This window comes from Mesorhizobium sp. M0296 (genome assembly GCF_040321675.1).
In the GTDB taxonomy this organism is placed as follows: Bacteria; Pseudomonadota; Alphaproteobacteria; order Rhizobiales; family Rhizobiaceae; genus Mesorhizobium.
This window is the reverse complement of the sequence record NZ_JAMYRZ010000030.1, coordinates 37,540-60,469: the sequence shown is the minus strand read 5'-3', so window position 1 is coordinate 60,469 and position 22,930 is coordinate 37,540. Positions and strand designations below refer to the sequence as shown.

General features: G+C 63.2%; 23 protein-coding genes. 11 read left to right on the top strand and 12 right to left on the bottom strand.

From position 1 onward, the window contains the following. Nucleotides 1-48 precede the first annotated feature (48 nt). The 4 genes from rplT to infC all read right to left on the bottom strand — a co-directional run bounded on the left by rplT (nucleotide 49) and on the right by infC (nucleotide 2,374). On the bottom strand, nucleotides 49-450 hold the full coding sequence (rplT, locus tag NKI97_RS24995) for a 50S ribosomal protein L20 (protein ID WP_352472559.1): 402 nt from the start codon (nucleotides 448-450) through the stop codon (nucleotides 49-51). A 147-nt stretch (nucleotides 451-597) separates the two neighbouring features. Further along, on the bottom strand, nucleotides 598-801 hold the full coding sequence (gene rpmI / locus NKI97_RS24990) for a 50S ribosomal protein L35 (RefSeq protein WP_006201248.1): 204 nt from the start codon (nucleotides 799-801) through the stop codon (nucleotides 598-600). 192 nt (nucleotides 802-993) lie between these two features. Further along, complete coding sequence (locus NKI97_RS24985) at nucleotides 994-1,635, bottom strand: methyltransferase family protein (RefSeq protein ID WP_023677574.1); 642 nt, start codon at nucleotides 1,633-1,635, stop codon at nucleotides 994-996. Between the two features lie 202 nt (nucleotides 1,636-1,837). Beyond that, entirely contained in the window at nucleotides 1,838-2,374 is a 537-nt protein-coding gene (infC, locus tag NKI97_RS24980; RefSeq protein WP_023677573.1) for a translation initiation factor IF-3, read from the bottom strand. 215 nt (nucleotides 2,375-2,589) lie between these two features. Here infC and NKI97_RS24975 point away from each other — a divergent pair, with 215 nt between their 5' ends. Further along, nucleotides 2,590-3,357: an alpha/beta hydrolase gene (locus NKI97_RS24975; protein WP_352743903.1), complete on the top strand. Its 768-nt coding sequence runs from the start codon at nucleotides 2,590-2,592 to the stop codon at nucleotides 3,355-3,357. Nucleotides 3,358-3,359: 2 nt separating this feature from the next. On the opposite strand, the gene NKI97_RS24970 is transcribed toward NKI97_RS24975, so the two are convergent. Continuing rightward, nucleotides 3,360-4,373, bottom strand: coding sequence for a 1-aminocyclopropane-1-carboxylate deaminase (locus NKI97_RS24970; protein ID WP_352454793.1), 1,014 nt, complete (start codon nucleotides 4,371-4,373; stop codon nucleotides 3,360-3,362). A gap of 169 nt (nucleotides 4,374-4,542) precedes the next feature. Here NKI97_RS24970 and NKI97_RS24965 point away from each other — a divergent pair, with 169 nt between their 5' ends. The 4 genes from NKI97_RS24965 to NKI97_RS24950 all read left to right on the top strand — a co-directional run bounded on the left by NKI97_RS24965 (nucleotide 4,543) and on the right by NKI97_RS24950 (nucleotide 7,081). Then, entirely contained in the window at nucleotides 4,543-5,007 is a 465-nt protein-coding gene (locus NKI97_RS24965) for an Lrp/AsnC ligand binding domain-containing protein (RefSeq protein ID WP_352454794.1), read from the top strand. Between the two features lie 258 nt (nucleotides 5,008-5,265). After that, entirely contained in the window at nucleotides 5,266-5,754 is a 489-nt protein-coding gene (locus tag NKI97_RS24960; protein ID WP_352451639.1) for a DUF2852 domain-containing protein, read from the top strand. Between the two features lie 97 nt (nucleotides 5,755-5,851). Then, the gene (locus NKI97_RS24955) at nucleotides 5,852-6,610 is read left to right on the top strand and encodes a M48 family metallopeptidase (RefSeq protein ID WP_352454795.1); all 759 of its coding nucleotides are present in this window, start codon (nucleotides 5,852-5,854) and stop codon (nucleotides 6,608-6,610) included. 3 nt (nucleotides 6,611-6,613) lie between these two features. Beyond that, a complete protein-coding gene (locus NKI97_RS24950) occupies nucleotides 6,614-7,081 on the top strand; it encodes a hypothetical protein (RefSeq protein WP_352743906.1) in 468 nt (155 codons plus the stop codon). Between the two features lie 31 nt (nucleotides 7,082-7,112). On the opposite strand, the gene NKI97_RS24945 is transcribed toward NKI97_RS24950, so the two are convergent. Continuing rightward, nucleotides 7,113-7,331 (bottom strand): hypothetical protein, encoded by a 219-nt coding sequence (locus NKI97_RS24945; RefSeq protein ID WP_023718294.1) that lies wholly within the window; start codon nucleotides 7,329-7,331, stop codon nucleotides 7,113-7,115. A gap of 163 nt (nucleotides 7,332-7,494) precedes the next feature. On the opposite strand from NKI97_RS24945, the gene NKI97_RS24940 reads away from it, so the two are divergent. The 6 genes from NKI97_RS24940 (at nucleotide 7,495) to NKI97_RS24915 (ending at nucleotide 13,113) form a co-directional block, all read left to right on the top strand. Then, nucleotides 7,495-8,154, top strand: coding sequence for a phosphoribosylanthranilate isomerase (locus tag NKI97_RS24940; RefSeq protein ID WP_352743910.1), 660 nt, complete (start codon nucleotides 7,495-7,497; stop codon nucleotides 8,152-8,154). Between the two features lie 33 nt (nucleotides 8,155-8,187). After that, nucleotides 8,188-9,438, top strand: coding sequence for a tryptophan synthase subunit beta (trpB, locus tag NKI97_RS24935; RefSeq protein ID WP_352743912.1), 1,251 nt, complete (start codon nucleotides 8,188-8,190; stop codon nucleotides 9,436-9,438). Nucleotides 9,439-9,440: 2 nt separating this feature from the next. After that, nucleotides 9,441-10,280, top strand: a complete 840-nt coding sequence (gene trpA, locus NKI97_RS24930) for a tryptophan synthase subunit alpha (protein ID WP_352837094.1) — start codon at nucleotides 9,441-9,443, stop codon at nucleotides 10,278-10,280. A 37-nt stretch (nucleotides 10,281-10,317) separates the two neighbouring features. Next, nucleotides 10,318-11,244 carry an acetyl-CoA carboxylase, carboxyltransferase subunit beta gene (accD, locus tag NKI97_RS24925; RefSeq protein ID WP_352454799.1) on the top strand — a complete coding sequence of 309 codons (927 nt, stop codon included), beginning with the start codon at nucleotides 10,318-10,320 and terminating at the stop codon, nucleotides 11,242-11,244. 62 nt (nucleotides 11,245-11,306) lie between these two features. Further along, a complete protein-coding gene (locus NKI97_RS24920) occupies nucleotides 11,307-12,632 on the top strand; it encodes a bifunctional folylpolyglutamate synthase/dihydrofolate synthase (RefSeq protein ID WP_352837091.1) in 1,326 nt (441 codons plus the stop codon). A 61-nt stretch (nucleotides 12,633-12,693) separates the two neighbouring features. After that, a complete protein-coding gene (locus NKI97_RS24915; protein WP_352454801.1) occupies nucleotides 12,694-13,113 on the top strand; it encodes a VOC family protein in 420 nt (139 codons plus the stop codon). A 48-nt stretch (nucleotides 13,114-13,161) separates the two neighbouring features. Here the strand turns inward: NKI97_RS24915 and NKI97_RS24910 are convergent, their stop codons facing one another. The 6 genes from NKI97_RS24910 to tsaE form a co-directional block, all read right to left on the bottom strand. Next, nucleotides 13,162-13,443, bottom strand: coding sequence for a cupin domain-containing protein (locus NKI97_RS24910; protein WP_352454802.1), 282 nt, complete (start codon nucleotides 13,441-13,443; stop codon nucleotides 13,162-13,164). Between the two features lie 132 nt (nucleotides 13,444-13,575). Then, the gene (gene trxA / locus NKI97_RS24905) at nucleotides 13,576-13,899 is read right to left on the bottom strand and encodes a thioredoxin (RefSeq protein ID WP_023677558.1); all 324 of its coding nucleotides are present in this window, start codon (nucleotides 13,897-13,899) and stop codon (nucleotides 13,576-13,578) included. A gap of 73 nt (nucleotides 13,900-13,972) precedes the next feature. Beyond that, complete coding sequence (addA, locus tag NKI97_RS24900; RefSeq protein WP_352837088.1) at nucleotides 13,973-17,485, bottom strand: double-strand break repair helicase AddA; 3,513 nt, start codon at nucleotides 17,483-17,485, stop codon at nucleotides 13,973-13,975. Continuing rightward, the gene (addB, locus tag NKI97_RS24895) at nucleotides 17,482-20,619 is read right to left on the bottom strand and encodes a double-strand break repair protein AddB (protein ID WP_352451648.1); all 3,138 of its coding nucleotides are present in this window, start codon (nucleotides 20,617-20,619) and stop codon (nucleotides 17,482-17,484) included. Before addB ends, addA begins: the two co-directional genes overlap by 4 nt. Continuing rightward, the gene (locus tag NKI97_RS24890) at nucleotides 20,616-21,374 is read right to left on the bottom strand and encodes a nucleotidyltransferase family protein (RefSeq protein WP_352837085.1); all 759 of its coding nucleotides are present in this window, start codon (nucleotides 21,372-21,374) and stop codon (nucleotides 20,616-20,618) included. The genes addB and NKI97_RS24890 overlap by 4 nt, the downstream gene beginning before the upstream one ends. A gap of 41 nt (nucleotides 21,375-21,415) precedes the next feature. Beyond that, nucleotides 21,416-22,927, bottom strand: coding sequence for a tRNA (adenosine(37)-N6)-threonylcarbamoyltransferase complex ATPase subunit type 1 TsaE (gene tsaE / locus NKI97_RS24885; RefSeq protein WP_352837082.1), 1,512 nt, complete (start codon nucleotides 22,925-22,927; stop codon nucleotides 21,416-21,418). Between the last annotated feature and the right edge of the window lie 3 nt (nucleotides 22,928-22,930).

Here is a 22,930-nt window from a genome sequence, read left to right as displayed (position 1 = left end):
GCGCGGGTTTCCCAAATCAAGTGTCGAATAGCTTGGGAAGCGCTGGTCTTAAGCGACAGCGCTTTCAAAAGCATTCGGCGTGGTATTCTTCAGGTATTCGAGCGCGACTTTGGCCTTGGCCACGAGTGCGGCGAAGGCCTTCGGCTCGTGGATGGCCATGTCCGACAGGATCTTGCGATCGATCTCGATCCCGGCCTTGTTGAGACCGTCGATGAAACGGCCATAGGTCAGGCCATGCTCATGCGTCGCCGCATTGATGCGCTGGATCCACAGCGCGCGGAACGAACGCTTGCGATTCTTGCGGTCGCGATAGGCGTACTGCAGCGACTTTTCCACCGCCTGCTTGGCGATGCGAATGGTGTTCTTGCGGCGGCCGTAAAAACCCTTGGCGGCTTTCAGGACCTTCTTGTGCTTGGCGTGCGAGGTGACGCCTCTCTTTACGCGTGCCATGTCATGATCTCCTTAAAAGCAATTCCAGGAAAAGTGCCTGGCGGTTTTCCGTTCGGAATTGCGTAAAACAAATGCGTGTCCAGACCGAATGCTCTTATTTTGGCGCATGATGTTTCCAAAAAGTCTGCAACTTTTTGGCATCATGCCCTAGAGGCCGTTCGGCAGAAAATTCTTGATGACCTTCTTGCCATCCGGTTCAGCCAGAACCATCGTGCCGCGGGCATTTCGAATGAACTTGTTGGAACGCTTGATCATGCCGTGACGCTTGCCGGCCGCAGCCGACAGAACTTTACCCGTACCTGTGATCTTGAACCGCTTCTTGGCGGCCGATTTGGTCTTCATCTTGGGCATTTTGCTACTCCGTTTTATATGCGCACCAATGCGCTTTTTGTTCGCTTCAGGCCGACCAAAGCCCGAAAAGCAAATGAAACCGCCACGGCATGCCCTGCCGGGCGGTTTTTTGGGAACGGCGGTCCTATACGTCAAAGCGGGAGCGCGTGCAACACCCCGTGCCCAGCAACACTGTACTCAGCAACACTGTACTCAGGGGAAACGGAACAGCACCGGCAATATGCCGGACTGCTGGGCGCCGTCGATCAGTTCGAAAGCCGGCAAGGCAACGAGGAACACCAGCCCGTCCAGCAGCGTGGTTCGCAGCAGGCGCGGCTTGAAGCTGCCGGTGTCGCCTTCCTGATACAGCGACAGTTTCGGGAAGAAGCGCGGCACTTTCGCCAGGTAGGCCTGGTATGGCGCGCCGAGAGCCTGCTTGAGGAATTTCTCCTCGCGCAGGATAACGATGTAAAAGGCACCCGCGCAGAGCGCTCCAAAGCCGATCGTGGCGGTGATGGAGCCGATCTGTGCGCCGACACCGGCGGCAGCTAAAGTAGAGAAGACATAGAGTGGGTTGCGCGTAATCGAATACGGTCCGCCGGTCACCACTTCGGAGGATTTGCGACCGCCGATATAGAGCGTCGACCACAAGCGTCCGACAATGCCGAGAAAGATCAGCACGACGCCAACCATTTCGATTGTTTCATGCACAGGCGTATCGGGCGGAAAAACCGACTGCCCGAACAAAAGCATCGCGAACAGGACGACGACGACGACGGCAAGCACCATCCTGCGCGTGTGCTGGTAGCTGCCCAGCCCATATTTGGCTTCCGAATGCTTGACGTCATTGACCATGTCGGGAATCCGATCGTCGAGGGAACCAGAGCGTCGTTGCTCTCGCCGGCGATCGCAGCGTCTGGTCAAGAAAACAGGCGCCCCGCCGATCGCCGGGACGCCTTGCAACATGATTCAGGCGGATTTTATGCACGTCGCCCAAAAGTGCGCAGCGGTTTTGCGACAACGACATGCACAAAACAGAACTAAAGCGCAACGCGCTTTAGCGGGGCGCCAGCACCATCATCATCTGGCGGCCTTCGAGCTTCGGTTCGGCTTCGACCTTGGCGATGGGCGCCACTTCCTCGCGAACCTTGTTCAGAAGCTGCATGCCGAGTTCCATATGCGCCATCTCGCGACCGCGGAAGCGCAATGTCAGCTTGACCTTGTCGCCTTCCTCGAAAAAGCGCCGGACGGCCTTCATCTTGGTCTCATAGTCGTGGCTGTCGATGTTCGGGCGCATCTTGATCTCCTTGATCTCGATGACCTTCTGGTTCTTGCGCGCCTCGGCCGCCTTCTTCTGGTTGGCGTATTTCAGCTTGCCGAGATCGAGGATTTTTACGACGGGCGGCACTGCATTGGGCGATATCTCGACCAGATCGAGCCCCGCCTCTTCGGCGAGCAGCAATGCGTCGTTGATGGAGACATCGCCGCGGTTCTGGCCTTCGGCGTCGATTAGCTGGACCCGGGGAACCCGGATGTCACGGTTGGAGCGCGGGCCTTCCTTGGTGGGCGCCGCTGCTTTGAAAGGTCTGCGAATGGTCGTGGTCTCCTTGAGCCGTTTCGTTAAGGGGTTCTTCGGTTCAGAATTGCGAACGCGCAATGTGGTGAGCGCGCGGTCGGAGTCAATAGCACAGCATTCTCAGGAAATCACCTGCTCGATGGAATGCTCCTCTGCACCAAGCGAAGAAAGTGGCGGAGCACTTTTCGTTGAATGCCTTGCTGTGCCAAAAGACCGGCGTGAGGGAATACACCATGAGCACCACCCCGATCTTCCTGGACGTCGACGGGACGAGCATCGCCGTCAGGCATGCGGCAGGTGTCGAGCCCGGCATCGTCTGGCTTGGCGGCTACAAATCCGACATGCTGGGCACCAAGGCCGAAACACTGTCGGAATGGGCGCTCGGGGAAGGCCGCGCCTTCCTGCGCCACGATTATTCCGGCCACGGCGAATCGGGCGGCGCCTTTGCCGACGGCACCATCTCGAAATGGCTGGGCGAGAGCCTGGCGGTTTTCCGCCGTTTCACCCAGGGCAGGCAAATCCTGGTCGGTTCGTCGATGGGCGCCTGGATCGCGCTGCGCATGGTGCAGGAGTTGCGCAAGGCGGGCGAGAACAGCGTCGCCGGCCTTGTGTTGCTGGCGCCGGCGCCCGATTTCACATTCGAACTGGTGGAGCCGGTGCTGACCGGAGCGCAGAAGCGCAACCTCAGGAAAAAGGGCTTTTTCGAAGAGCCGTCGGACTATTCCGCCGAGCCGTACATCTACACGCACGCACTGATCGAGGACGGCCGCAACAACCGGGTGATGACCGGGCCGATCGACACGCACTGTCCGGTCCACATCCTGCAAGGGCTGGCCGATCCCGACGTGCCGTCGAGCCATGCGCTGAAGCTGGTCAGCCTGCTGCCGGCCGACGACGTCACGCTGTCGCTCATTCCGGACGGCGACCACCGCCTGTCGCGGCCGCAGGATCTCGACATGCTGGTGCGGGCGGTGGACGCGATGGTGCGGCAGGCGGGATAGATTCAGCCGTTGCGGAACGTATAAGCATATCCGTTGATGGCCGGAGCGCCGCCAAGGTGGGCGTAGAGCACTTTCGATCCCTTGGGAAAATAACCCTTGCTCACGAGATCGATCATGCCCTGCATGGATTTTCCCTCATAGACCGGATCCGTGATCATGCCTTCAAGACGCGCGCAGAGACGGATTGCTTCCTTCGTCTCCTGCGAGGGGACGCCGTAGACCGGATAGGCATAATCTTCGATCAGGACGACATCGTTCTCATCGAGATCCTTGCCGAGTTCGACCAGCGTCGCGGTGCTCTGCGCGATCTTGAGCACTTGCGCCTTGGTCTGCGCCGGGGTGCAGGATGCGTCGATGCCGATCACCTTGCGCTCGCGGCCGTCCTTGGCGAAGCCGACCAGCATGCCGGCGTGAGTCGAACCGGTGACGGTACAAACGACGATGTAGTCGAAGGCGAAGCCGAGCTCCTTCTCCTGCGCGCGGACCTCCTCGGCAAAGCCGACATAGCCCAGGCCGCCATATTTGTGTACCGAAGCCCCGGCCGGAATTGGATAGGGTTTGCCACCCTTGGCCTTCACATCCGCGATTGCCTGTTCCCAGCTTTCCCTAATCCCGATGTCGAAACCCTCATCGACCATCTGGACATCAGCGCCCATGATCCGGCTCAAAAGGATATTGCCGACGCGATCGTAGACGGCGTCCTCGTGGGGCACCCAGCTTTCCTGCACGAGGCGGCATTTCATGCCGATCTTCGCCGCGACGGCCGCCACCATGCGCGTATGGTTGGATTGGACGCCACCGATCGACACCAGCGTGTCGGCGTTTGAGGCGATCGCGTCCGGGACGATGTATTCGAGCTTGCGCAGTTTATTGCCACCGAAGGCAAGGCCGGAATTGCAATCCTCCCGCTTGGCATAGAGATCGACCTTCCCGCCGAGATGACCACCAAGCCGCTCCAGTTTCTCGATATGGGTCGGCCCGAATGTGAGCGGATAACGTTCGAATTTCTCGAGCATGAGAGTGCCCTCGCTTGTTCCATTCATTGCGGTGTGGTGCGATGAACACTATCAGCTCTGCCGTGAAATGTACTCTCAAAGATCGAGCCAGAATATCCAAAATATCGCTTCATGGCATTGAAATGTCATATATATTCGAGTCTTAATCCGAATAACGGAAGAATCTTTCATGCGCGCAGCGCTCGACCGGATCGACCTGAAAATGTTGCGCCTGCTCCAGGGCAATGGGCGACTGACCAATGCGGAGCTGGCGCAGTCGGTCGCTGTTAGCCCGGCGACGTGCCACCGCCGGACGCAACGCCTGTTCGATGAAGGCTACATCAGCCATGTCAGGGCGATGGTGACCCCGCAGAAGGTCGACAGAGGCGCGTTGGTGATGGTTGGCGTCGTACTCGACCGTTCGACCCCGGAGAGTTTCGCGGAATTCGAAAAGGCCGTCGCCAAGCTGAAATTCATCCTCGACTGCCATCTGGTGGCAGGCGACTTCGACTATTTTCTGAAGATCAGGGTTGGTGACATGGCGGATTTCAACCGAATCCACGGGGACCAATTGATCGCACTGCCTGGCGTTCGCCAGACGAGAACCTTCTTCGTGATGAAAGAGGTCGTCGACAATGCGCCTCTGGATTTTTGAACGGACGGCTTCGAAGCGTCAAACCATTGCACTCAGCCAGCAGACGCGATCGGCGCTGGATTTTCACTGCAGAACCGTCGGCGACATTGCCCCCTTACGGGGTCTGGCTGCTCTTTTCCTCGAAAAGCTCAAAAAGCGATAATCATTTCAGCCGCTTGTCCGGTTTTGGCGGCTGCTGTCTTGAATCGCCGTTTTCTTCATCCCATTTCGATTCCACGCAGCCGGAATTGGCTGTCTCCAACTGAAGGATTGGGAGAAATGAACACATCTGCATTGATCCGTCCGGCCTGGACGCCGGCGACCATCGCGTTGATGGTGATCGGGTTCATGGTGTTCTGGCCGCTCGGCTTAGCCATGCTCGCCTACATCATCTGGGGCGACCGGCTCGAGGGCTTCAAGCGCGACGTCAACCGCGCCACCGACGGCATCTTCGCCGGTTGCCGCCGCGGTTCCGACAGGGCCGCGCGCTGGGGCCATGGCTCCGCACGCACCGGCAACGTCGCTTTCGACGACTGGCGCGAAAAGGAACTCGAGCGGCTTGCCGAGGAACGCCGCAAGCTCGACGAGATGCTGAGCGAGTTCGATGAATATGCCCGCGAATTGCGCCGCGCCAAGGACCAGGAAGAGTTCGATCGCTTCATGGCCAACCGCAACAAGTCGACGTCGCCCACGACGGGTGGGTCAACTGGCTCGACGACGAACAACAAACGCGGCGGCAACTCCACGCCAGGCCTGCTCGACGAGTAAGGTCCCGTGCCCAGATAGATAATCCAACGGCGTCGCGTTAGCGGCGCCGTTTCTTTTTTGTTCTAGTCGTTTCCCTCGAATCACGTATCGTCCCGGAATGTCCTTCGGCTTCTTCCGCACCCCGACGAAACCCAAGCCCACGCCCGTCGTGGAGCGCGAGCATTGCGTTGCCGGCCGCACGCTGCCGCTCAAGATCGTCGAGAACGACCGGGCGCGGCGCCTGACGCTGCGCATCGATTCCGGCGGCCGTGGTCTGCGCATCACCGTGCCGCCGGGGCTGCGCCGCGGCGAGGTGGAAAAATTCCTCGACCGCCATCAGGACTGGCTGGAGCAAAGGCTGGCCAAGGTACCCAACCGGCCGCAAGTGCGGCCCGGCATCAAGGTACCGGTGCGCGGCGTGCCGCATCGCATCGTCCATGAACCGTCGAAACGCGGAACCGTCACGCTGTCGCGCGACGATCGCGGGCCGCTGATGATCGTGCATGGCGAACGCGTGCATCTGCCGCGCCGCATCGCCGATTTCCTGAAGCGCGAAGCCAAGCGCGAGATCGAAGCGCTGGTGACCAAACACAGTGCGGCGGTCGGCAAGCGCGCCAAGGCGATCCGCTTCAAGGATACGTCGAGCCGCTGGGGATCGTGCACGTCGGATGGCAATCTGTCGTTTTCCTGGCGCATCATGATGGCGCCGCGGCCGGTGATAAACTACCTCGTCGCGCATGAGGTGGCGCATCTCAAGGAGATGAACCACGGCCCGAAATTCTGGAAACTATGCGAGCAGCTTTGCCCGGATACCGAGCGCTGCAAGGATTGGCTCAAGCGCAATGGCGGCGCGCTGCAGGCGATCGCGTTCGAGTGATTGATGCCTGCGCGGATCGAATACCGGCTGATTGGAGCGGGCTGGGCGATGTGCGATGTCACGGTTGGGGACCTTCAGGCGACCGTGTCGGCGTCTTATCTGGGCGATGCCCTCAACGAGCTGCTTGGCGCTACGCTGAACGCGCTGAAAGGCACCAGGTATTCGGTCGCACGCTTCTGTGATGAACCCGGTGAGTATCGCTTCGTACTGGTGCCGGAAGGCGCTTTTGTCAGAGTGCAGATACTGGAATTTTCAGAAATTTGGTCTGACGAGCCAGACGACTTCGGCGAGGTGAAACTTGAAGCCACATGCGGGTTGCGAGAGTTCGCAGAAGCAGTTCTCAGTGCCGCGCGTGAGGTTTTGAACACACATGGCCTCGAAGGTTATAAGGAAAACTGGCGCAAACATGACTTTCCGTTGGAGGCCATGAACAACCTAAGTCGCGCGTTGAGAGGAGGAACACTCCATTGACAGAGTGCGCTTTTGATCAGGGCTTAATTGCTCAATCGTCATTCGCCGCGTTCAACTCCTCCGGCCGCAACCCCTCATCGACATGGCGCGGCCAGGGCAAGAAATCCTTCTCGAAGCCATCGTTGCTGAAATAAGCCAGCGCCCGGTGCGCCTCGGCGCCATTGAAGGCTGCCTTGTCCATCAAATGAGCGATGACCTCATGGGCCTGCGCCAGCTTTTGCCTGAGTTCCGCGACGGTCTTTTCCGGCATGATCTTTGTTCTCCCGCCTCTGTGCCTGAGCAAGTAGCGTTGCGCTCTTATATTAGCAAGGCAGCGCGTTGCGCTCTTACTTAGCAAGGTAGCGCGTTCCGCGCTGGCGGCAAACAGGACGCTTTTTCTCGACTCTTTGGCCGTTTCGTGCCAATCCCGCGCCATGGCGCTCGACATCAAGATATGCGGGTTGAAGACCGACAAGGCACTGGCTGCGGCATTGGCCGGCGGCGCCAGCCATGTCGGCTTCATTTTCTTTGCCAAAAGCCCGCGCTATGTCGAGCCGGCGGAAGCCGGCCGCCTGCGCGAAGCAGCGCGCGGCAAGGCCAAGGCGGTTGCCGTGACGGTCGACGCCAGCGATGCGTTCCTGGACGAGATCGTCGAAAAGATGCAGCCCGACATGCTGCAGCTTCACGGCGCCGAGCCCCCCGAGCGGGTGGCCGAGGTGAAGGCCCGCTACGGCTTGCCGGTGATGAAGGCGCTGCCGGTCAGCGAGGCCGCCGATCTCGGGCGGGTCAAACCCTTCATCGGCATTGCCGACCGCTTCCTGTTCGATGCCAAGCCGCCTAAGGGTTCGGAATTGCCGGGCGGCAACGGCCTTGCCTTCGACTGGCGCGTTCTGGCCGGCCTTGACGCCGGCGTCGATTACATGCTTTCCGGAGGGCTCAATGCCGGCAATATCGGCGACGCCCTTCGGCTGGCGAACCCGCCCGGAATAGATGTTTCCTCGGGCGTGGAGAGCGCGCCGGGCATCAAGGAACCGGCGCTGATCGAACAGTTTTTCCGGGCCGTCGGGGCAGCACGCGACAACCGCGCCGCCTGACCGCGCTTCAAACCACAGACCAGGAGATCGGCGATGGACAAGCCGGCGATACCGAATTCCTTCCGCACCGGCCCCGACGAGCAGGGCATGTTCGGCATTTTTGGCGGTCGTTTCGTTGCCGAAACGCTGATGCCGCTGATCCTTGAGCTGGAGCGGCACTGGAACGAGGTCAAGAACGACCCGGATTTCAAGGCCGAACTGACCGATCTCTCGACGCATTACGCCGGGCGGCCGTCGAAGCTCTATTTCGCCGAAGGCCTGACCAGGCATCTTCGTGAGGTGTCCTCGGCGAAGGGCCTCGGCGGCGGCGCAAAGGTCTATTTCAAGCGCGAGGACCTGAACCACACCGGCTCGCACAAGATCAACAACTGCCTCGGCCAGATCCTGCTCGCCAAGCGCATGGGCAAGACGCGGATCATCGCAGAGACCGGCGCCGGCCAGCATGGCGTCGCTTCCGCTACGGTGGCGGCGCGCTTCGGGCTTCCTTGTATCGTCTATATGGGCGCGACCGATGTCGCCCGGCAAAGCCCCAACGTCTTTCGCATGAAGCTTCTGGGCGCCGAGGTGCGGCCGGTGACGGCCGGCCACGGCACGCTGAAGGATGCCATGAACGAGGCCCTGCGCGACTGGGTGACCAATGTCGAGGATACCTATTACCTGATCGGCACCGCCGCCGGCCCGCATCCCTATCCGGAGCTGGTGCGCGACTTCCAGTCGGTGATCGGCACCGAGGCGCGCGCCCAGATCCTCGAGCAGGAAGGCCGGCTGCCGGACACCATCATCGCTTGTGTCGGCGGCGGTTCCAACGCTATCGGCCTGTTCCATCCCTTCCTCGATGACAGGCAGGTCCGCATCATCGGCGTCGAAGCCGGCGGCCGCGGGCTCGACGGCATCGAGCATTGCGCCTCGATGAGTGCCGGCGCGCCCGGCGTGCTGCATGGCAACCGTACCTACCTCCTGCAGAACGCCGACGGCCAGATCATGGACGGCCACTCGATCTCGGCCGGCCTCGACTATCCCGGCGTTGGGCCGGAGCACTCATGGCTGCGCGATTCCGGCCGCGTCGACTATGTGCCGATCCTCGACGACGAGGCGCTGGAGGCGTTCCAGCTGACGACACGCGTCGAGGGCATCATTCCGGCGCTGGAATCGGCCCATGCCATCGCACAGGCGGTGAAGATCGTGCCTGATATGGACAAGGACCAGATCGTCATCGTCAACCTGTCGGGCCGCGGCGACAAGGACGTGCATACGGTGGCCAATATGCTGGGCATGGAGATCTGATCATGGCCACCCGTATCGACCGCCGCATGGCAAAGCTGAAGGCCGAGGGGCGACCGGCACTCGTCACCTATTTCATGGGCGGCGATCCGGACTACGACACGTCCCTGTCGATCATGAAGGCGCTGCCCGGCGCCGGCAGCGACATCATCGAGTTAGGCATGCCGTTTTCCGATCCGATGGCCGACGGCCCGGCGATCCAGGCGGCCGGCCTGCGGGCGCTGAAGGGCGGCCAGACCTTGGTCAAGACGCTGAAGATGGCCTCGGAATTCCGCGCCGGCGACAGTGAAACGCCGATCGTCTTGATGGGCTATTACAATCCGATCTACATCTACGGCGTCGAGCGCTTCCTGAGCGATGCGCTGGCCAGCGGTATAGACGGGCTGATCGTCGTCGACCTGCCGCCTGAGATGGACGAGGAACTTTGTATCCCGGCACTCAAGGCCGGCATCAATTTCATCCGGCTGGCGACGCCGACCACCGACGACAAGCGCCTGCCCAAGGTGCTGCAGAACACCTCCGGCTTCGTCTATTATGTGTCGATGACCGGTATCACCGGTTCGGCGCTGGCCGACACCGGCAAGGTGGCGGCAGCGGTTAAGCGCATCAAGAGCCATACCGACCTGCCGGTCTGCGTCGGCTTCGGCGTCAAGACCGCAGAGCAGGCGCGCACCATCGGCGCGTCGGCCGACGGCGTCGTTGTCGGCACCGCGATTGTCAATGCCGTCGCCAACGTGCTCGGGCCGAAGGGCGAAAAGACCGCCGATCCGGCCGAGGCCGTCGCCACGCTGGTCGGCGGGCTTTCGCAAGGGGTTCGCGCGGCTCGCCTTGCTGCGGCCGAATAATCTTCCTACGTCTTCTTAAGGGACAGGAGCCGAAGCGATGAACTGGATCACCAATTACGTCCGTCCGAAGATCAATTCGATGCTCGGCCGCCGCACCGACATGCCGGAAAACCTGTGGATCAAGGATCCCGAGACCGGCGAAATGGTGTTCCACAAGGATCTGGAGCAGAACCAGTTCGTCATCCCGTCCTCCGGCCACCACATGAAGATCTCGGCCAAGGAACGGCTGAAATTCTTCCTCGACGACGGCAAATACGAGACACTGGAAAACCCCAAGGTGGTGCAGGATCCACTGAAGTTCCGCGACGAGAAGCGCTATGTGGACCGGCTGAAGGATGCCAAGGCCAAGACCGGCCTGGAAGATGCCATCATCAATGCGCTGGGTACGGTCGAAGGCCTGCCGGTGGTGGTGACGGTGCAGGATTTTGCCTTCATGGGCGGCTCGCTCGGCATGGCGGCCGGCGACGCCATCGTGCATGGTTTCGAGGTCGCCTTGCAGCGCAAGCGGCCGCTGATCCTGTTTGCGGCCTCCGGCGGCGCCCGAATGCAGGAAGGCATCCTGTCGCTGATGCAGCTGCCACGGACCACGATCGGCGTTGACAGGCTGAAGGAGGCCAGCCTCCCCTATATCGTCGTCCTGACCAACCCGACAACCGGCGGCGTCACCGCCTCCTACGCCATGCTGGGCGACGTGCATATTGCCGAGCCCGGCGCCCTGATCGGCTTTGCCGGACCGCGCGTCATCGAGCAGACCATCCGCGAAAAGCTGCCCGACGGCTTCCAGCGCGCCGAATATCTGATGGAACACGGCATGGTCGACATGGTGGTGTCGCGGCTGGAGATGCGCCAGACGGTTGCGCGGCTGCTGAGAATGCTGCTCAAGCTGCCGGAAGAGCAAAACCCGCGGGAGCCGGAAATCCTGCCGCCGGTGGCGATACCGGCCGAAGCCCGGCCGCAAGCCTGACGCGACATCACGCGGCGCGAGCGGCTGTTGTGTGCCGTTGTGCGCGCGCGTAGGATTCCTTCATGACCACGCTTGCCGCCGACCGCGAAATCGAAAGCCTGATGGCGCTTCACCCGAAGGGCTTCGACCTTTCGCTCGACTGCATTTCGCGGCTGCTCGAGCGGCTCGGCAATCCGCAGGACCAGCTGCCGCCGGTCATCCACATCGCCGGCACCAACGGCAAGGGCTCCTGTGCTGCTTTTTCACGGGCGCTGCTCGAAGCCGCCGGCTACCGCGTCCACGTCCACACCTCGCCACATCTGGTGAACTGGCACGAGCGCTACCGGCTGGCCGCAGATGGCGGCGGCAGGCTGGTGGACGACAAGGTCTTCGCCGAAGCCATCGCCCGCGTCGCCAAAGCCAATCAAGGCCAGAAGATCACCGTCTTCGAAATCCTCACCGCCGTCACCTTCCTGCTGTTTTCCGAACATCCGGCCGATGCCGTCATCCTCGAGGTTGGCCTTGGCGGCCGCTTCGACGCCACCAATGTCATCGCCGAGCCGGCCGTGTCGGTGATCATGCCGGTGTCGCTCGACCACGAAGCCTATCTCGGCGACCGCGTCGAGCTGATCGCCGCCGAGAAGGCCGGCATCATCAAGCGCGGATGCCCGGTCGTCATCGGCGCGCAGGAAAGCGAGACGGCCCAGCAGGTGCTCATCGAAACCGCCGAGCGGCTCGACTGCCCCGCCTTCGTCTATGGCCAGGATTTCCTTGCCTATGAGGAAAACGGCCGCATGGTCTATCAGGACGAAGACGGATTGATGGACCTGCCGCCGCCGCGCCTGCCGGGGCGCCATCAATTCGCCAATGCGGCGGCGGCGATCGCGGCGGTCAAGGCGGCCGGCTTCGAGATCAGCCACCGCGCTGCCGAGAAGGCGATGGCGAACGTCGCCTGGCCGGGCCGCATGCAAAAGCTGCCACAAGGCCGGCTGAGCGAACTGGCGCCGAAGGGCGCCGACATCTGGCTCGACGGCGGCCATAATCCCGGCGCCGGCGTGGTCGTCGCCGAGGCCCTGGCCGAGCAGGAGGAAAAGAACCCGCGTCCGCTGTTCCTGATCTCGGGCATGATCAACACCAAGGACCAAAGCGGCTATTTCCGCGCCTTCAAAGGGCTGGTGCGGCACGTCTACACCGTGCCGGTGAGCCTGAGCGACGCCGGCGTGCCGAACGACGAACTGGCGACCCGCGCCATTGAGGCAGGCTTGTCGGCCGAACCGGTTAGTTCCGTTGCAAACGCACTGATGCTGCTGCGCGACACATGGGACGGACCGCCGCCGCGCATCCTGATTGGCGGGTCACTTTACCTGGCCGGCGCGGTATTGGCCGAAAACGGCACGCCGCCGGTTTGAGGCGTGCTTCAGCCGGGCCACGGTGACGCCACATTTATCAGACCACCGCGAGGAGCCAATCATGATCAAGGTAAAGCAGCTCGCTCACGTTTGCATTTTCGCGAATGACCTGGAGATGACGCGAAGCTTCTATCGGGACGTCCTCGGCATGGACACCCAGTTCAATTTCCTGCGCGACGGGAAGATTTTCGGCTTCTACCTCAATTGCGGCAGCCGTAGCCATGTCGAGGTGTTCCAGAAAGACGGCGCCAGCTATGGCGACTTGAACCAGATCAACCACTTCTGCCTCGAAGTGGAAAACATCGACGCCGCGATCGCCCATCTGAGGTCAAAGGGCGTTGATGTCACTTCAAAGAAACGCGCGTGCGATGACACCTACCAGGCTTGGATCCGCGACCCCAACGGCGTGAAGATCGAACTGTTTGAATATACTGAGAAAAGCGCACAATTCGTCGGTGGCGATCGTATCGCGGATTGGTGATCGCGCCTCGCCGGGACAATTGTAGCGGCGCAGCCGATGGTAGGTGGACTACCTCAGCTCGACCTCGATGAAGGCGAATTCGCCATCGTTTGCGCTGATGACGTCATGTTCGACGCCCTCGTTGCGGAAATACGGCGTGCCCTTCTTCATCTCGGCAAAGGATTCGCCATCCTTGGTCAGGAGCTTCACCTTGCCGTCGGTCAACGGCACGATCACATAGTCGTGGCCATGGCGATGCCAGCCGGTGTTGTCTCCCGGGGCGAAGCGGTATTCGGTGACGATGACGCGCTCATTGTCGATGAAGACGGTGGCCTTGGCGGATCCGGTCATATCGCTTCTCCTTTGAATTCAGAAGAGAAGAATACCGGGCGGCAAGCCGCGAGTGCCAGAGCGGCCCACCAATGACGCCAGCAAAAGAAGGCCCGGCGCGAGGCCGGGCTTTTCTGCAAAATTTTGATCGGATCAGGCGAGGCTGCCGTTGATCCAGTGCGACAATGCCGTTTTCGGCGCAGCACCGACCTTCATGTCGGCGACTTCACCGCCCTTGAAAATCATCAGCGTCGGGATCGAGCGTACGCCGAACTGCGCGGCCAGCTCAGGATTCTCGTCTATGTTGAGCTTGGCGATCTTTATCTTGCTGCCGAGTTCGATGGCGATGTCCTCGAGCGCCGGGGCGATCATCTTGCACGGGCCGCACCATTCCGCCCAGAAATCGACCACGACCGGCTCCTTGGCGTTGAGCACGTCGGCCTGGAAATTGCTCTTGTCGACCTTGACGGTGGCCATGCTGAGATCCTTTCGATTTGTTCGTCGCACCAAATGTGGTGGTGATCGCGTCCGTCTTCAAGCAAGTGTTGTGTCACGCTCCCGTGAGTCTAGCAAGCGCATCGTCCATGGCCGCCGCCGGCAGCTCGATCAGCCGCGGCACCTCGGTGAACAGCAGCGCCGCCGAGACCTCGCGTCCCGGATAGAGCGGCTGAAGCAGCGCGCGATAAAGTGCGAGTTGCAGAACATAGGCTTGCGGCACTTCGGCGAGCGTAGCTGGCGCTGGCCGATTGGTCTTGTAGTCGACGATCGAAACCTTGTCCGGCGTTGCTGCCAACCGGTCGATCTTGCCGGAAATCGAGCGCAGTTTGCCCCATACCTCCAGGCTGCCCATGATGGCGACTTCGGCGCGCGAGTTTGGCGCAAACAGCGGCGCGAAGCGGCTGTCGGCAAGAATTCTGAAAACGCCAGCCACGGCCTTGTCGTGCTCGTCGTCGGGCCATTCCGCGCCGGCTCTTGCCAGATAGCGTTCGGCGGCATCCCGGCGTTTTCCCTCGGCGATGCCGGGCAGCATCTGCAGCAATTTGTGCAGCGCCAGCCCGCGCATGACGGCAAAGCCGGGCTCGGCGTCGGCATCCAGTACCGGCGAACGCGTGTCGGCCACCGCTTGCCGCGCCTCATCGATCAGCACCGAGGCGCCGGACGGTGAGAGCGGCCGCGGCAATTCCTCGAAGGGCGGCAGAGGCCGGAACAGGGTTTCAGGCAGTGGTGCAAAGCGTTCCGCCTGTCGTGCCTCATTCACTGCCGCCAGTGGCATGGGCGGCAGTTTCGTCACCTGGAAACGATGCACGGTCTCGCCAGTGGCGGGATGCCGGCGTTCTTCGCTCTCCGCGGCACCGACCAGTGCGCGGCTGACGATCGAATGCCAGGTGCCGGTATTCGGCGCCCGCTTGCCATGGTAGCCGCAGACGATCAGCCGATCCTCGGCGCGGGTCATGCCGACATAGAGCAGCCGGCGGTATTCGTCGTCGGCGAGCTCGCGGGCGCGGGCCGATGCGGAGCGTGAAAACCCATTGGCGACATCGCTGGCCGAACGCCAGAGATAGCCCTTGCCCTCCCAGCAGTCGCCCGAGCCTTCGAACGGCATCAATCTCGGCAGATGCTGGTCGCTGAACGGCGCGGAGCCGCCATCGACAAGGAATACCACCGGCGCTTCCAGGCCTTTGGCGGCATGCACGGTCATGACGCGAACCTCGTCGCGGGTCTGGTCCATTTCGCGCTTGATCTCGGGGCCGGCGTTTTCCAGCGTCGACAGGAAGGATTCCAGCCCTGGCAGGCCGGTTCGCTCCTCGGCCAGGCAGAAATTCAGGAATTCGTCGAGGATATCGCCGGCTTCCGGACCGAGCCGCCCAATCATCTTCTTGCGCAGGCCGTCGCGGGCGAGAGCTGCGGCATAGAATTCGAACACCGGCTTGAATGCGGCCTCGTTCGACCATTTGTCGAGCCGGCTGACGACGGCGGCCAACGCCTCGCTTTCGCCGGCATGCCGGCGCAGCGAGGCGATCAGCGAGACGCCCGACGGCCTCTCGGCAGCAAGCGCGAAAAGCTGCTCTTCCGAAACATCGAAGATCGGGCTGCGCAGCACGGCGGCCAGCGACAGATCGTCCTCGGGCTGGATGAGAAAATGGCCAAGTGCGATCAGGTCTTTCACCGCGACGTGGCCGGGCAGGCTGAGCCGGTCGGCGCCGGCCACCGGAATGTCGCGGCGCTTCAGCGCCCGCGTCAGCGCATGGACGAAGCGATCGCGCTTGCGCACCAGCACCAGCACGTCGCCGGGGCGGAGTTTCTTGCCGCGGCCTTCGATGACCTCACCGTTGCCGATCCAGCCGGCAATCGTTGCGGCGACGTTTTCAGCGACGCGGACTGCCGGCGCGTGGGCATGGTCGACCGCTTGCGTCCAATCGTCTGGTTCGTCGACGACGTCGGCGCCGATCGACGGCCAGACCTCGACATGACCCGGCGCATCGGTGCGGATCGCCTTGTGGTCGAGCGGATCAGGATCGTGGCTGATGCCGCGCCGCACGTTCGGGTCGGCAAAGACCCGGTCGACGGCGGCAAGAACATCTTCGGTCGAGCGGAACGACCAGGTCAGCTTGAGATCGGCGAAGGCGGCGGCGGCGGATCTAACTTTGCCGGCAAACAAAAGCCGGCTGTCGGCAAAGGAATCCGGGGCGGCTCCCTGGAAGGAATAGATCGACTGCTTTTCGTCGCCGACAGCAAAGATGGTGCGGTGGACCGCATCGCGTGCGCCGAGCCCGGCAAAGAACTCCTCTGCCAGCCGCTTGACCACCTCCCACTGGTCGGGACTGGTGTCCTGCGCCTCGTCGAGCAGGATGTGGTCGATGCCCTGGTCGAGCTTGTACTGCACCCAAGGGCCGGCATCGGGCCGTGCCAAAAGGTTGACCGTACTGGTGATCAGGTCGTTGAAGTCGAGGAAGCCGCGGGCGCGCTTCAATTGCTCGTAACGGGCGATCAGCCAGTCGGCGATGGTCAGCGCCGCACGCGTGCCTTCCAGCATCCTGAACAAGGCCAGCCGGTCGGAGATTTCGAGAAGGGCGTCGACCGCCGCCAGATAACGTTCGGCAAGATCGGGCAGCCGGTCAAGCAATGCCCTTTTAAATGTCTTTGCCGGATAGTAAGGCTCGCCGTCGGCCCTCAGGAAAGCCTTGGAGATCAAATTCAGGCGACGTACCGGATCCTCCTCGGCAAAGGCAAGGCGGGCGTAGGGTAAGAGATTGTTCAGCACGATGCGCGCATCGGCGGCCTCGGCCGCCCGTGAAAAGGTGACGAGATAATCCGGCAGGAAGCCGGGCAGCGGCCAGACCGAGGCGGCTATACCTTCGGCCGTCTGGCCGGCGCGGAAATGGAACTCGTCGAACAGCGCCTGAAACCCATCGCCGCCGGCCGCGGCGATGAACGCACGCAAACCATCGCGCTTGCGCACGATCTCGGCCAGCAGTGCGTCGAGCCCATGCTCGCCGCCGCGCTCCAGCACGGTGGCGAAGGCCTCGGACAATGCCGCATCGCCTGCAACGCCGCCCGAAATCATGTCGCGGCGGGCGGCGGCAAACAGCGAAGCCTCCATTTGCGGATCGAGCATTTCGAAATGCGCAGGGATATTGGCTTCCAGCGGGAACTGATGCAGCACCGATTCGCAGAAGGCGTGGATGGTCTGGATCTTCAGCCCGCCGGGTGTTTCCAGCGCCTCGGCAAACAACCGCCGCGCCCGGCGCATGGTTTCGCGGTCGGGCTGGCGGCCGTCCAGCGCCTCTATCCGTGTCGAGAGCTCGGCATCGCCCAGGGCCGTCCATTGCGACAGGGTCGAAAACACCCGGTTCGACATGTTGGCGGCGGCGGCACGCGTATAGGTCAGGCACAGGATCTTGGACGGATCGGTGCCGCGCAGCAACAGCCGGATAACGCGCTGGGCGAGTACATGGGTCTTGCCGGATCCGGCATTGGCCGACACCCATGCGGAATTGCGCGGATCGGAGGCGCTTGCCTGACTGGCGGCAGTGTCGCTTGGAATGGGATAGGCCTTTTTCATGCCTCCCCTCCCTCGTCATCGGCGTCGCCGCCGGCGGACCATTCGAGCACGCGGGCGAGATGGTCGTAGTCGCCGTCGGTCTCGCCCTCGCGGAACGGCAGCGCCCGCGACAGATAGCCGGTCGCCGGGTCGGCGTAGTGGATCAGCAGTTTTTCCAGCCGCGCCCACGCTTCTTCGGCGAGATCGGCGGCGGTTCGCGGCTTGCGGTTGTATTCGAGGATGGATTCCTCGAACACTTCGCCATTCGGCCTCAGCCGCACGAAGGCCAGTTGCGACGGCTCGCAAGCGCCAAGCTCCTTGAAAGCGCCGCGCCTGAGCAGCGCGCCCTCCAGTGCCAGTTGCGGCGCGAGCAGCGTGTGCGCCTGTGCTTTGGATGGCGAGGAGCCGGTCTTGTAATCGAGGATGTCGGCCATGCCGCCGGCCAGCAGATCGATGCGATCGGCATAGCCGGACAGGGTCACACCGGATCGGCCGACACCGGTCTTTTCGGCGCGTTCCTCGGCGTGCCGCCGTGCCACGGCTGCGGCCCGGCCGCGCTCCCATTCGATGATGCCGGCGGCAAGCTTTTCGAAGCGTGGCCACCACACCGCCTCGACATCGGCGGGCAGGGCCGCGCCTGCAAAGCAGGAGCGGCCTGCGGCGATGAGCCCGACCAGCGCCTCCGGCGCGCACGGGTCGGCCACCGTCGCTGAGAAGAGGTGCAGAACGGCGTGAAACAGCGTGCCACGCTCGGCAGCGCCCGGATCGCGAATGACCGGATCGAGCGGCATCAGGCCGAGTATCCTTCTGGCATAGACCGCATAGGGATCGCGACGCAGCGTTTCGATCTCGGTGACCGAGAAGTGGTGCGGCCGTGCGGCGATCGGCGGTTTCGGCTGCGGCCGCGGCGCAAAGTCCTGCTTTTCGCCGGCATCGAGCACACGCGCCCAGGCAAGCAGTTCATCGCCGCGCCGGCGAAGTGCAGCAGCGTGGTCCTCGCCAACGAATGTAAGGATGCGCTGCAGCCAGCGCGAAGGTACCGACGGTGCGTCGCCGGAGCGGCCGGAGCGAGCCAGCACCACTTTTTTGGCGCCCATGGCCATCTGGAAATCATGGGCGGCAAGGCCGATGCGCCGCTCGGGCGGTTCAAGATCGATGCCGGTCTTCATCAGCCGCGACATGAAGCGGTCGCTCTCCGGCTTGCGCGGCCACACGCCTTCGTTGAGCCCGCCGACGACCAGCGTGTCGACATCCTGAAGCCGCGCTTCCAGCACACCCCAGATTGCGATGTTCCTGTCGGTGCCCTGCGCCGGCTTGACCGTCTCGGGCGCGATCAGCGCCTCCATCACGTCAGGCCATTCGTCAGCGGCGAAGGAGAACGACACCGAGGCCGCGACCAGCCCGCGCAAGAGCTCGGCGAGCTTTTCGCCGGCATCGCCCGCATAGAGTTCGCTCAGGCTGCCGTCAGCGGCGCGGCCGAGACTTTCGAGCGCAACGACGCTGGCGCGCACAAGGGTGGCAAGATCGGCATTCTCGTCGCCGCGAAAAGCAACCAGCGGCGCCAGCGCGGCCGTTAGCCGGATCAGCAGGTCGCGCGCCTGTTCGATGCGCCTGACCGAAAGCCGCGGCCACCAGAAGGGTGGGCGGCGATTGCCGCCGCCGTCGAATTCGAGGAGCCGGGTGTCGAAGAGCTGCGGCAGCGACGCCACGTCCGGACGCCCTGTGCCGCCGCGCAGCCCCACGAGTTCGACGATTTCGGCCGCATAGCGCACGCTTGCCCGCTCCAGGCCGAGGCCAAGCAGGGGATGCTTGAGCAGCGACAGCAGGGCGACGGGGTCGCCCGGGCGGAAGGCTGCCTGAAGCGCCAGCCTGAGCAGGCTGGCGGCTGGTGTGTTGATCAGCGGCGTGCCGCCGGAATCGTCGGCGGCAACGCCGAAGCGCAGCAGCTCGACTGAGACGCGCCGCGCCAGAGCGCGGTCGCCGGTGACGAGTGCGGCGCGCTGGCCGGGCCGTTCGACGGCCTGTTTGAGCGCGACGGCGATCGCCACGGCTTCGTCGCGTTCGCTGGCGGCTTCGAGAAGCGTCACATCGGCGAAGGCCTCGGCAATATCGCCGGCCCTAAAGCGGGCGCGCGTCTCGGCCCAAAGCTCGGTGGTCTCCGCCGGGCGCAGCGCGTCGCCGACAAGTGCGGCGCGCAGCGCAAGCGGTCGCGGCGCAACAGCAATCTCCTCGACATCGGCGCGCGGCACGCCGATCTTGCCGATCAACTTTGCCAGGCCGTATTGCGGGTGGCCAAGCACGGCTGGGCGCGCGCCCGGTGTGGTGATCGCGGCAAAGGACGGCTCGTCCAACGCCCGGTCGAGCCCGGGCAGCACAACGGCGCCATTGGGCAGACCGGCGATCACGGCAAGCAGCTCGGCCGTGGCGGGAATGGAGCCGGTGGAACCGGCGGCGATCACCGGTCCGGCTGGCGGATTACGCTTCAGCCGCGCCGCCTCCAGCCTTATCAGGGCATTACGATGCGCGGCCGGATTGGAACGATGGCGTTCCTCGAGCAGGTTCGGCCAGTTCTCCGTCACGATGGTCAGGAAGTCGAGTGTCACCTGCCACCAGCCTGCAAGATTGCCGGTTACAAGCTCGGCGAGCCTTGCCCAATCCGTGCCTTCGGTGTCGATCTCATCCATCAGGCGTGCAAGGTCGCGCGCCAGCCAGATGGCGTCGGCGGCGGAGGCCGGTATGACGATCTCCTCGTCGAACAAAGCCGCGACATGTGCCGGCAGGCGGCGTTTCCACGCCCGCACCAGCGGCGCAAGCAGCAGAAGACGCTCGACCGCGGCGATCGGCGGCGCAAGGTCGATGGCGGCCGAAGCTCCTGCCTCGAAGGCGGCTTCATCTTCATCGAACTCACCAAGCGGGCGGATGACCGGCAGGATCGCCGAGCGGCTTCCCGAGCGCGAGAGAGCATCGACGAAGACGCCGCGAAGCGCCCGCGCCGCACGGCGCGTCGGCACATAGATGGTGAGATCGGCCAGCGCCAGCGGATCGCCGTCATAGGCGAAGCCGGGAACCAAGCGCCCCGCAAGCAGCGCCTCGGCCAGCGTCGGCAGGAACGGCGCTCCGGGCGGGATCGAGAAAACGCGGCGGGAGCCGCTCATTTCGACTCGGTAAGAGCGCCGGGTGCCTCAGCAACAGCATTGGGCGTGCCGGCAAGCGCGGCGGCGACCGCTGCTTCCGCCCGCGGGATCGCGTCAGGTGTGCCGACAGTAATCCAGTGACCCTGCATTTTCATGCCGAACAGGCGGCCGGCGGCGATTGCCGCATCGAAATAGGCGTTGAGAGAGTGTGGACCGGCCGGCGCATCCTTGAAGATGCGCGGATGGACGATTGCGGCGCCGGCATAAATCAGGCCGGCCGGATCGTTGTTCGCACGCCGCAAGGCGCCGTCCGGCGCCACCAGGAAATCGGTGCCGCCGCTATGTCCGGTTGCCGACTGGAGATCCGCAAGCATCAGCAGAATGTCCATTGTCGCGCCCTCCCATGCAAGGGCAAGACGCCTGAGATTGGAAACGCCGCTGTCGATCCAGAAGGTGTCGGCGTTGAGCACATAGAAGGGCGCCCCTAACCTGGGCAATGCCTTGACGATACCACCGGCGGAGTCAAGCAAGCCCCTACTCTCATCCGAGATGACGATTCTCGGCGCACTGCGGCGGGCTACATGGTCCACGATCTGTTGCGGGAGGTAATGGACGTTGACGACGGCCTTGGCGACGCCGGCTTCGGCTAGGCAGTCCAGCCCCCAGTCGAGCAATGTCTTGCCGGCGACCTTGACCAGCGGCTTCGGCATGGTGTCGGTGATCGGCCGCATGCGCTTGCCGAGCCCGGCGGCGAGCACCATGGCGGTCGTCGGCATCGGCTGCTCATCCGACGCCTTCGGGCCCAAATCCTTAGCCGTCAAATCGAGCGTTCCTCCAGCAAGCCGTGGGCGATGTAGAAATCCTGCAGCCCGGCCAGCGCCGGATGCGCCAGTGCCCGGCGAAGATAGTCGCGGATGCGCGGCAGATGCTTCAGATAATAAGGCTTGCCGTCGCGTTTTTCGAGCCGCACGAAGATGCCGAGGATCTTGGAATTGCGCTGTGCGGCCATGATTGCATAGGTTTCGCGGAATTCGTTCTCATCGAAGGCACCGGCCGCGCGTCGCGCGGCGATGTAGGCGGCGAGCGTGTGCTTTTCGATTTCGGGTGAGATAGTGACGCGCGCGTCCATGGCGAGCGAGGCGACGTCGTAGGCGGACGGCCCGATCAGCGCATCCTGGACATCGACGACGCCGAGGCGGTCATGACCGGAACGGTCAGCACGCCAGATCAGGTTGGGCGAATGGAAGTCGCGCAGCATCAGCGTGTATTCGCGCCCCTCCAGCCGATCGAGCACCGCACTCCATTCGCTGCGGTAACCGGCGCGCAGCGCCTCTCTCGGCGGAGCGCCTGATATCGCCGGGACATACCAGTCGACCAGCAATTCGGCCTCGATCATCATGGCGTCGCGGTCGAAAGGCGGCACCTCGTGGAAGACGCCGGGGCCGGCCTGCATGCGAGCCGGCCATGTTTTGCCGTGCATCATGGCAAGCAGTTCGGCCGCCGCCGCATAACGCGCGGCCACCGGCTGGCCGCGCTTGTCGAGAAACCCTTGGGAACCGAGATGCTCCAGCAGGAGAAAACCCTGCTCGAGATCCTGGGCATGGATTTCCGGGACGCTGACGCCGCCGGCCCGCAATGCCCGGTCGATGGCGACGAACGCCGAAACGGATTGCGCGGTGTGAGCGATCTCGGCATAGGGTTTGCCGTCGCGGACTGGCGGTCCGAGCACCAGCCTTGGCGAGTTCATCAGCACCCGTGGCGGAAATCCGGCGAGCGTGACGATCTCGTAGGAGCGAGCCGAGGCATCACCGATGAAATATCGTCGCTGCGCTTCGCCCCAACCGGCCTGCCCGAGAAAATCGCGCATTGCCAGCGATCGCGCCGCGCGCTCGAAGGCGGCGCCCTCTCCCGATAGTCTCGCCAGTCGGCCGTCGCCCTGCTGGAGAAGTTCGACCAGCACCGAGGTTTTCGGCAGATATGCCTCTGCCCGCTCCGGCCATTCGACCAGCGCGGCGCCTTGCGTCAGCGCCTCGTCGAAGCCCAGCTCGTCCAGCTCGGATGCCGTGCCCAAGCGGTAGAGATCGAAATGATGAACCGGCACACGCGTGTCGTAGCTCTGGACCAGCGTGAAGGTCGGGCTCGGCACGTCGAGTCCGGCATCGTCGGCCAGTGCCCTGATCAGCGCCCGTGCCAAGGTCGATTTGCCGGCGCCGAGATCGCCCTTGAGGGCGAGCACGTCGCCAATGCGCAGCGACATGGCGAGATCCTCGCCGAACCTTGCCGTCGCAGCCTCGTCGGCGAGAAAACGCTCCAGCACCAATACCGCCATCGA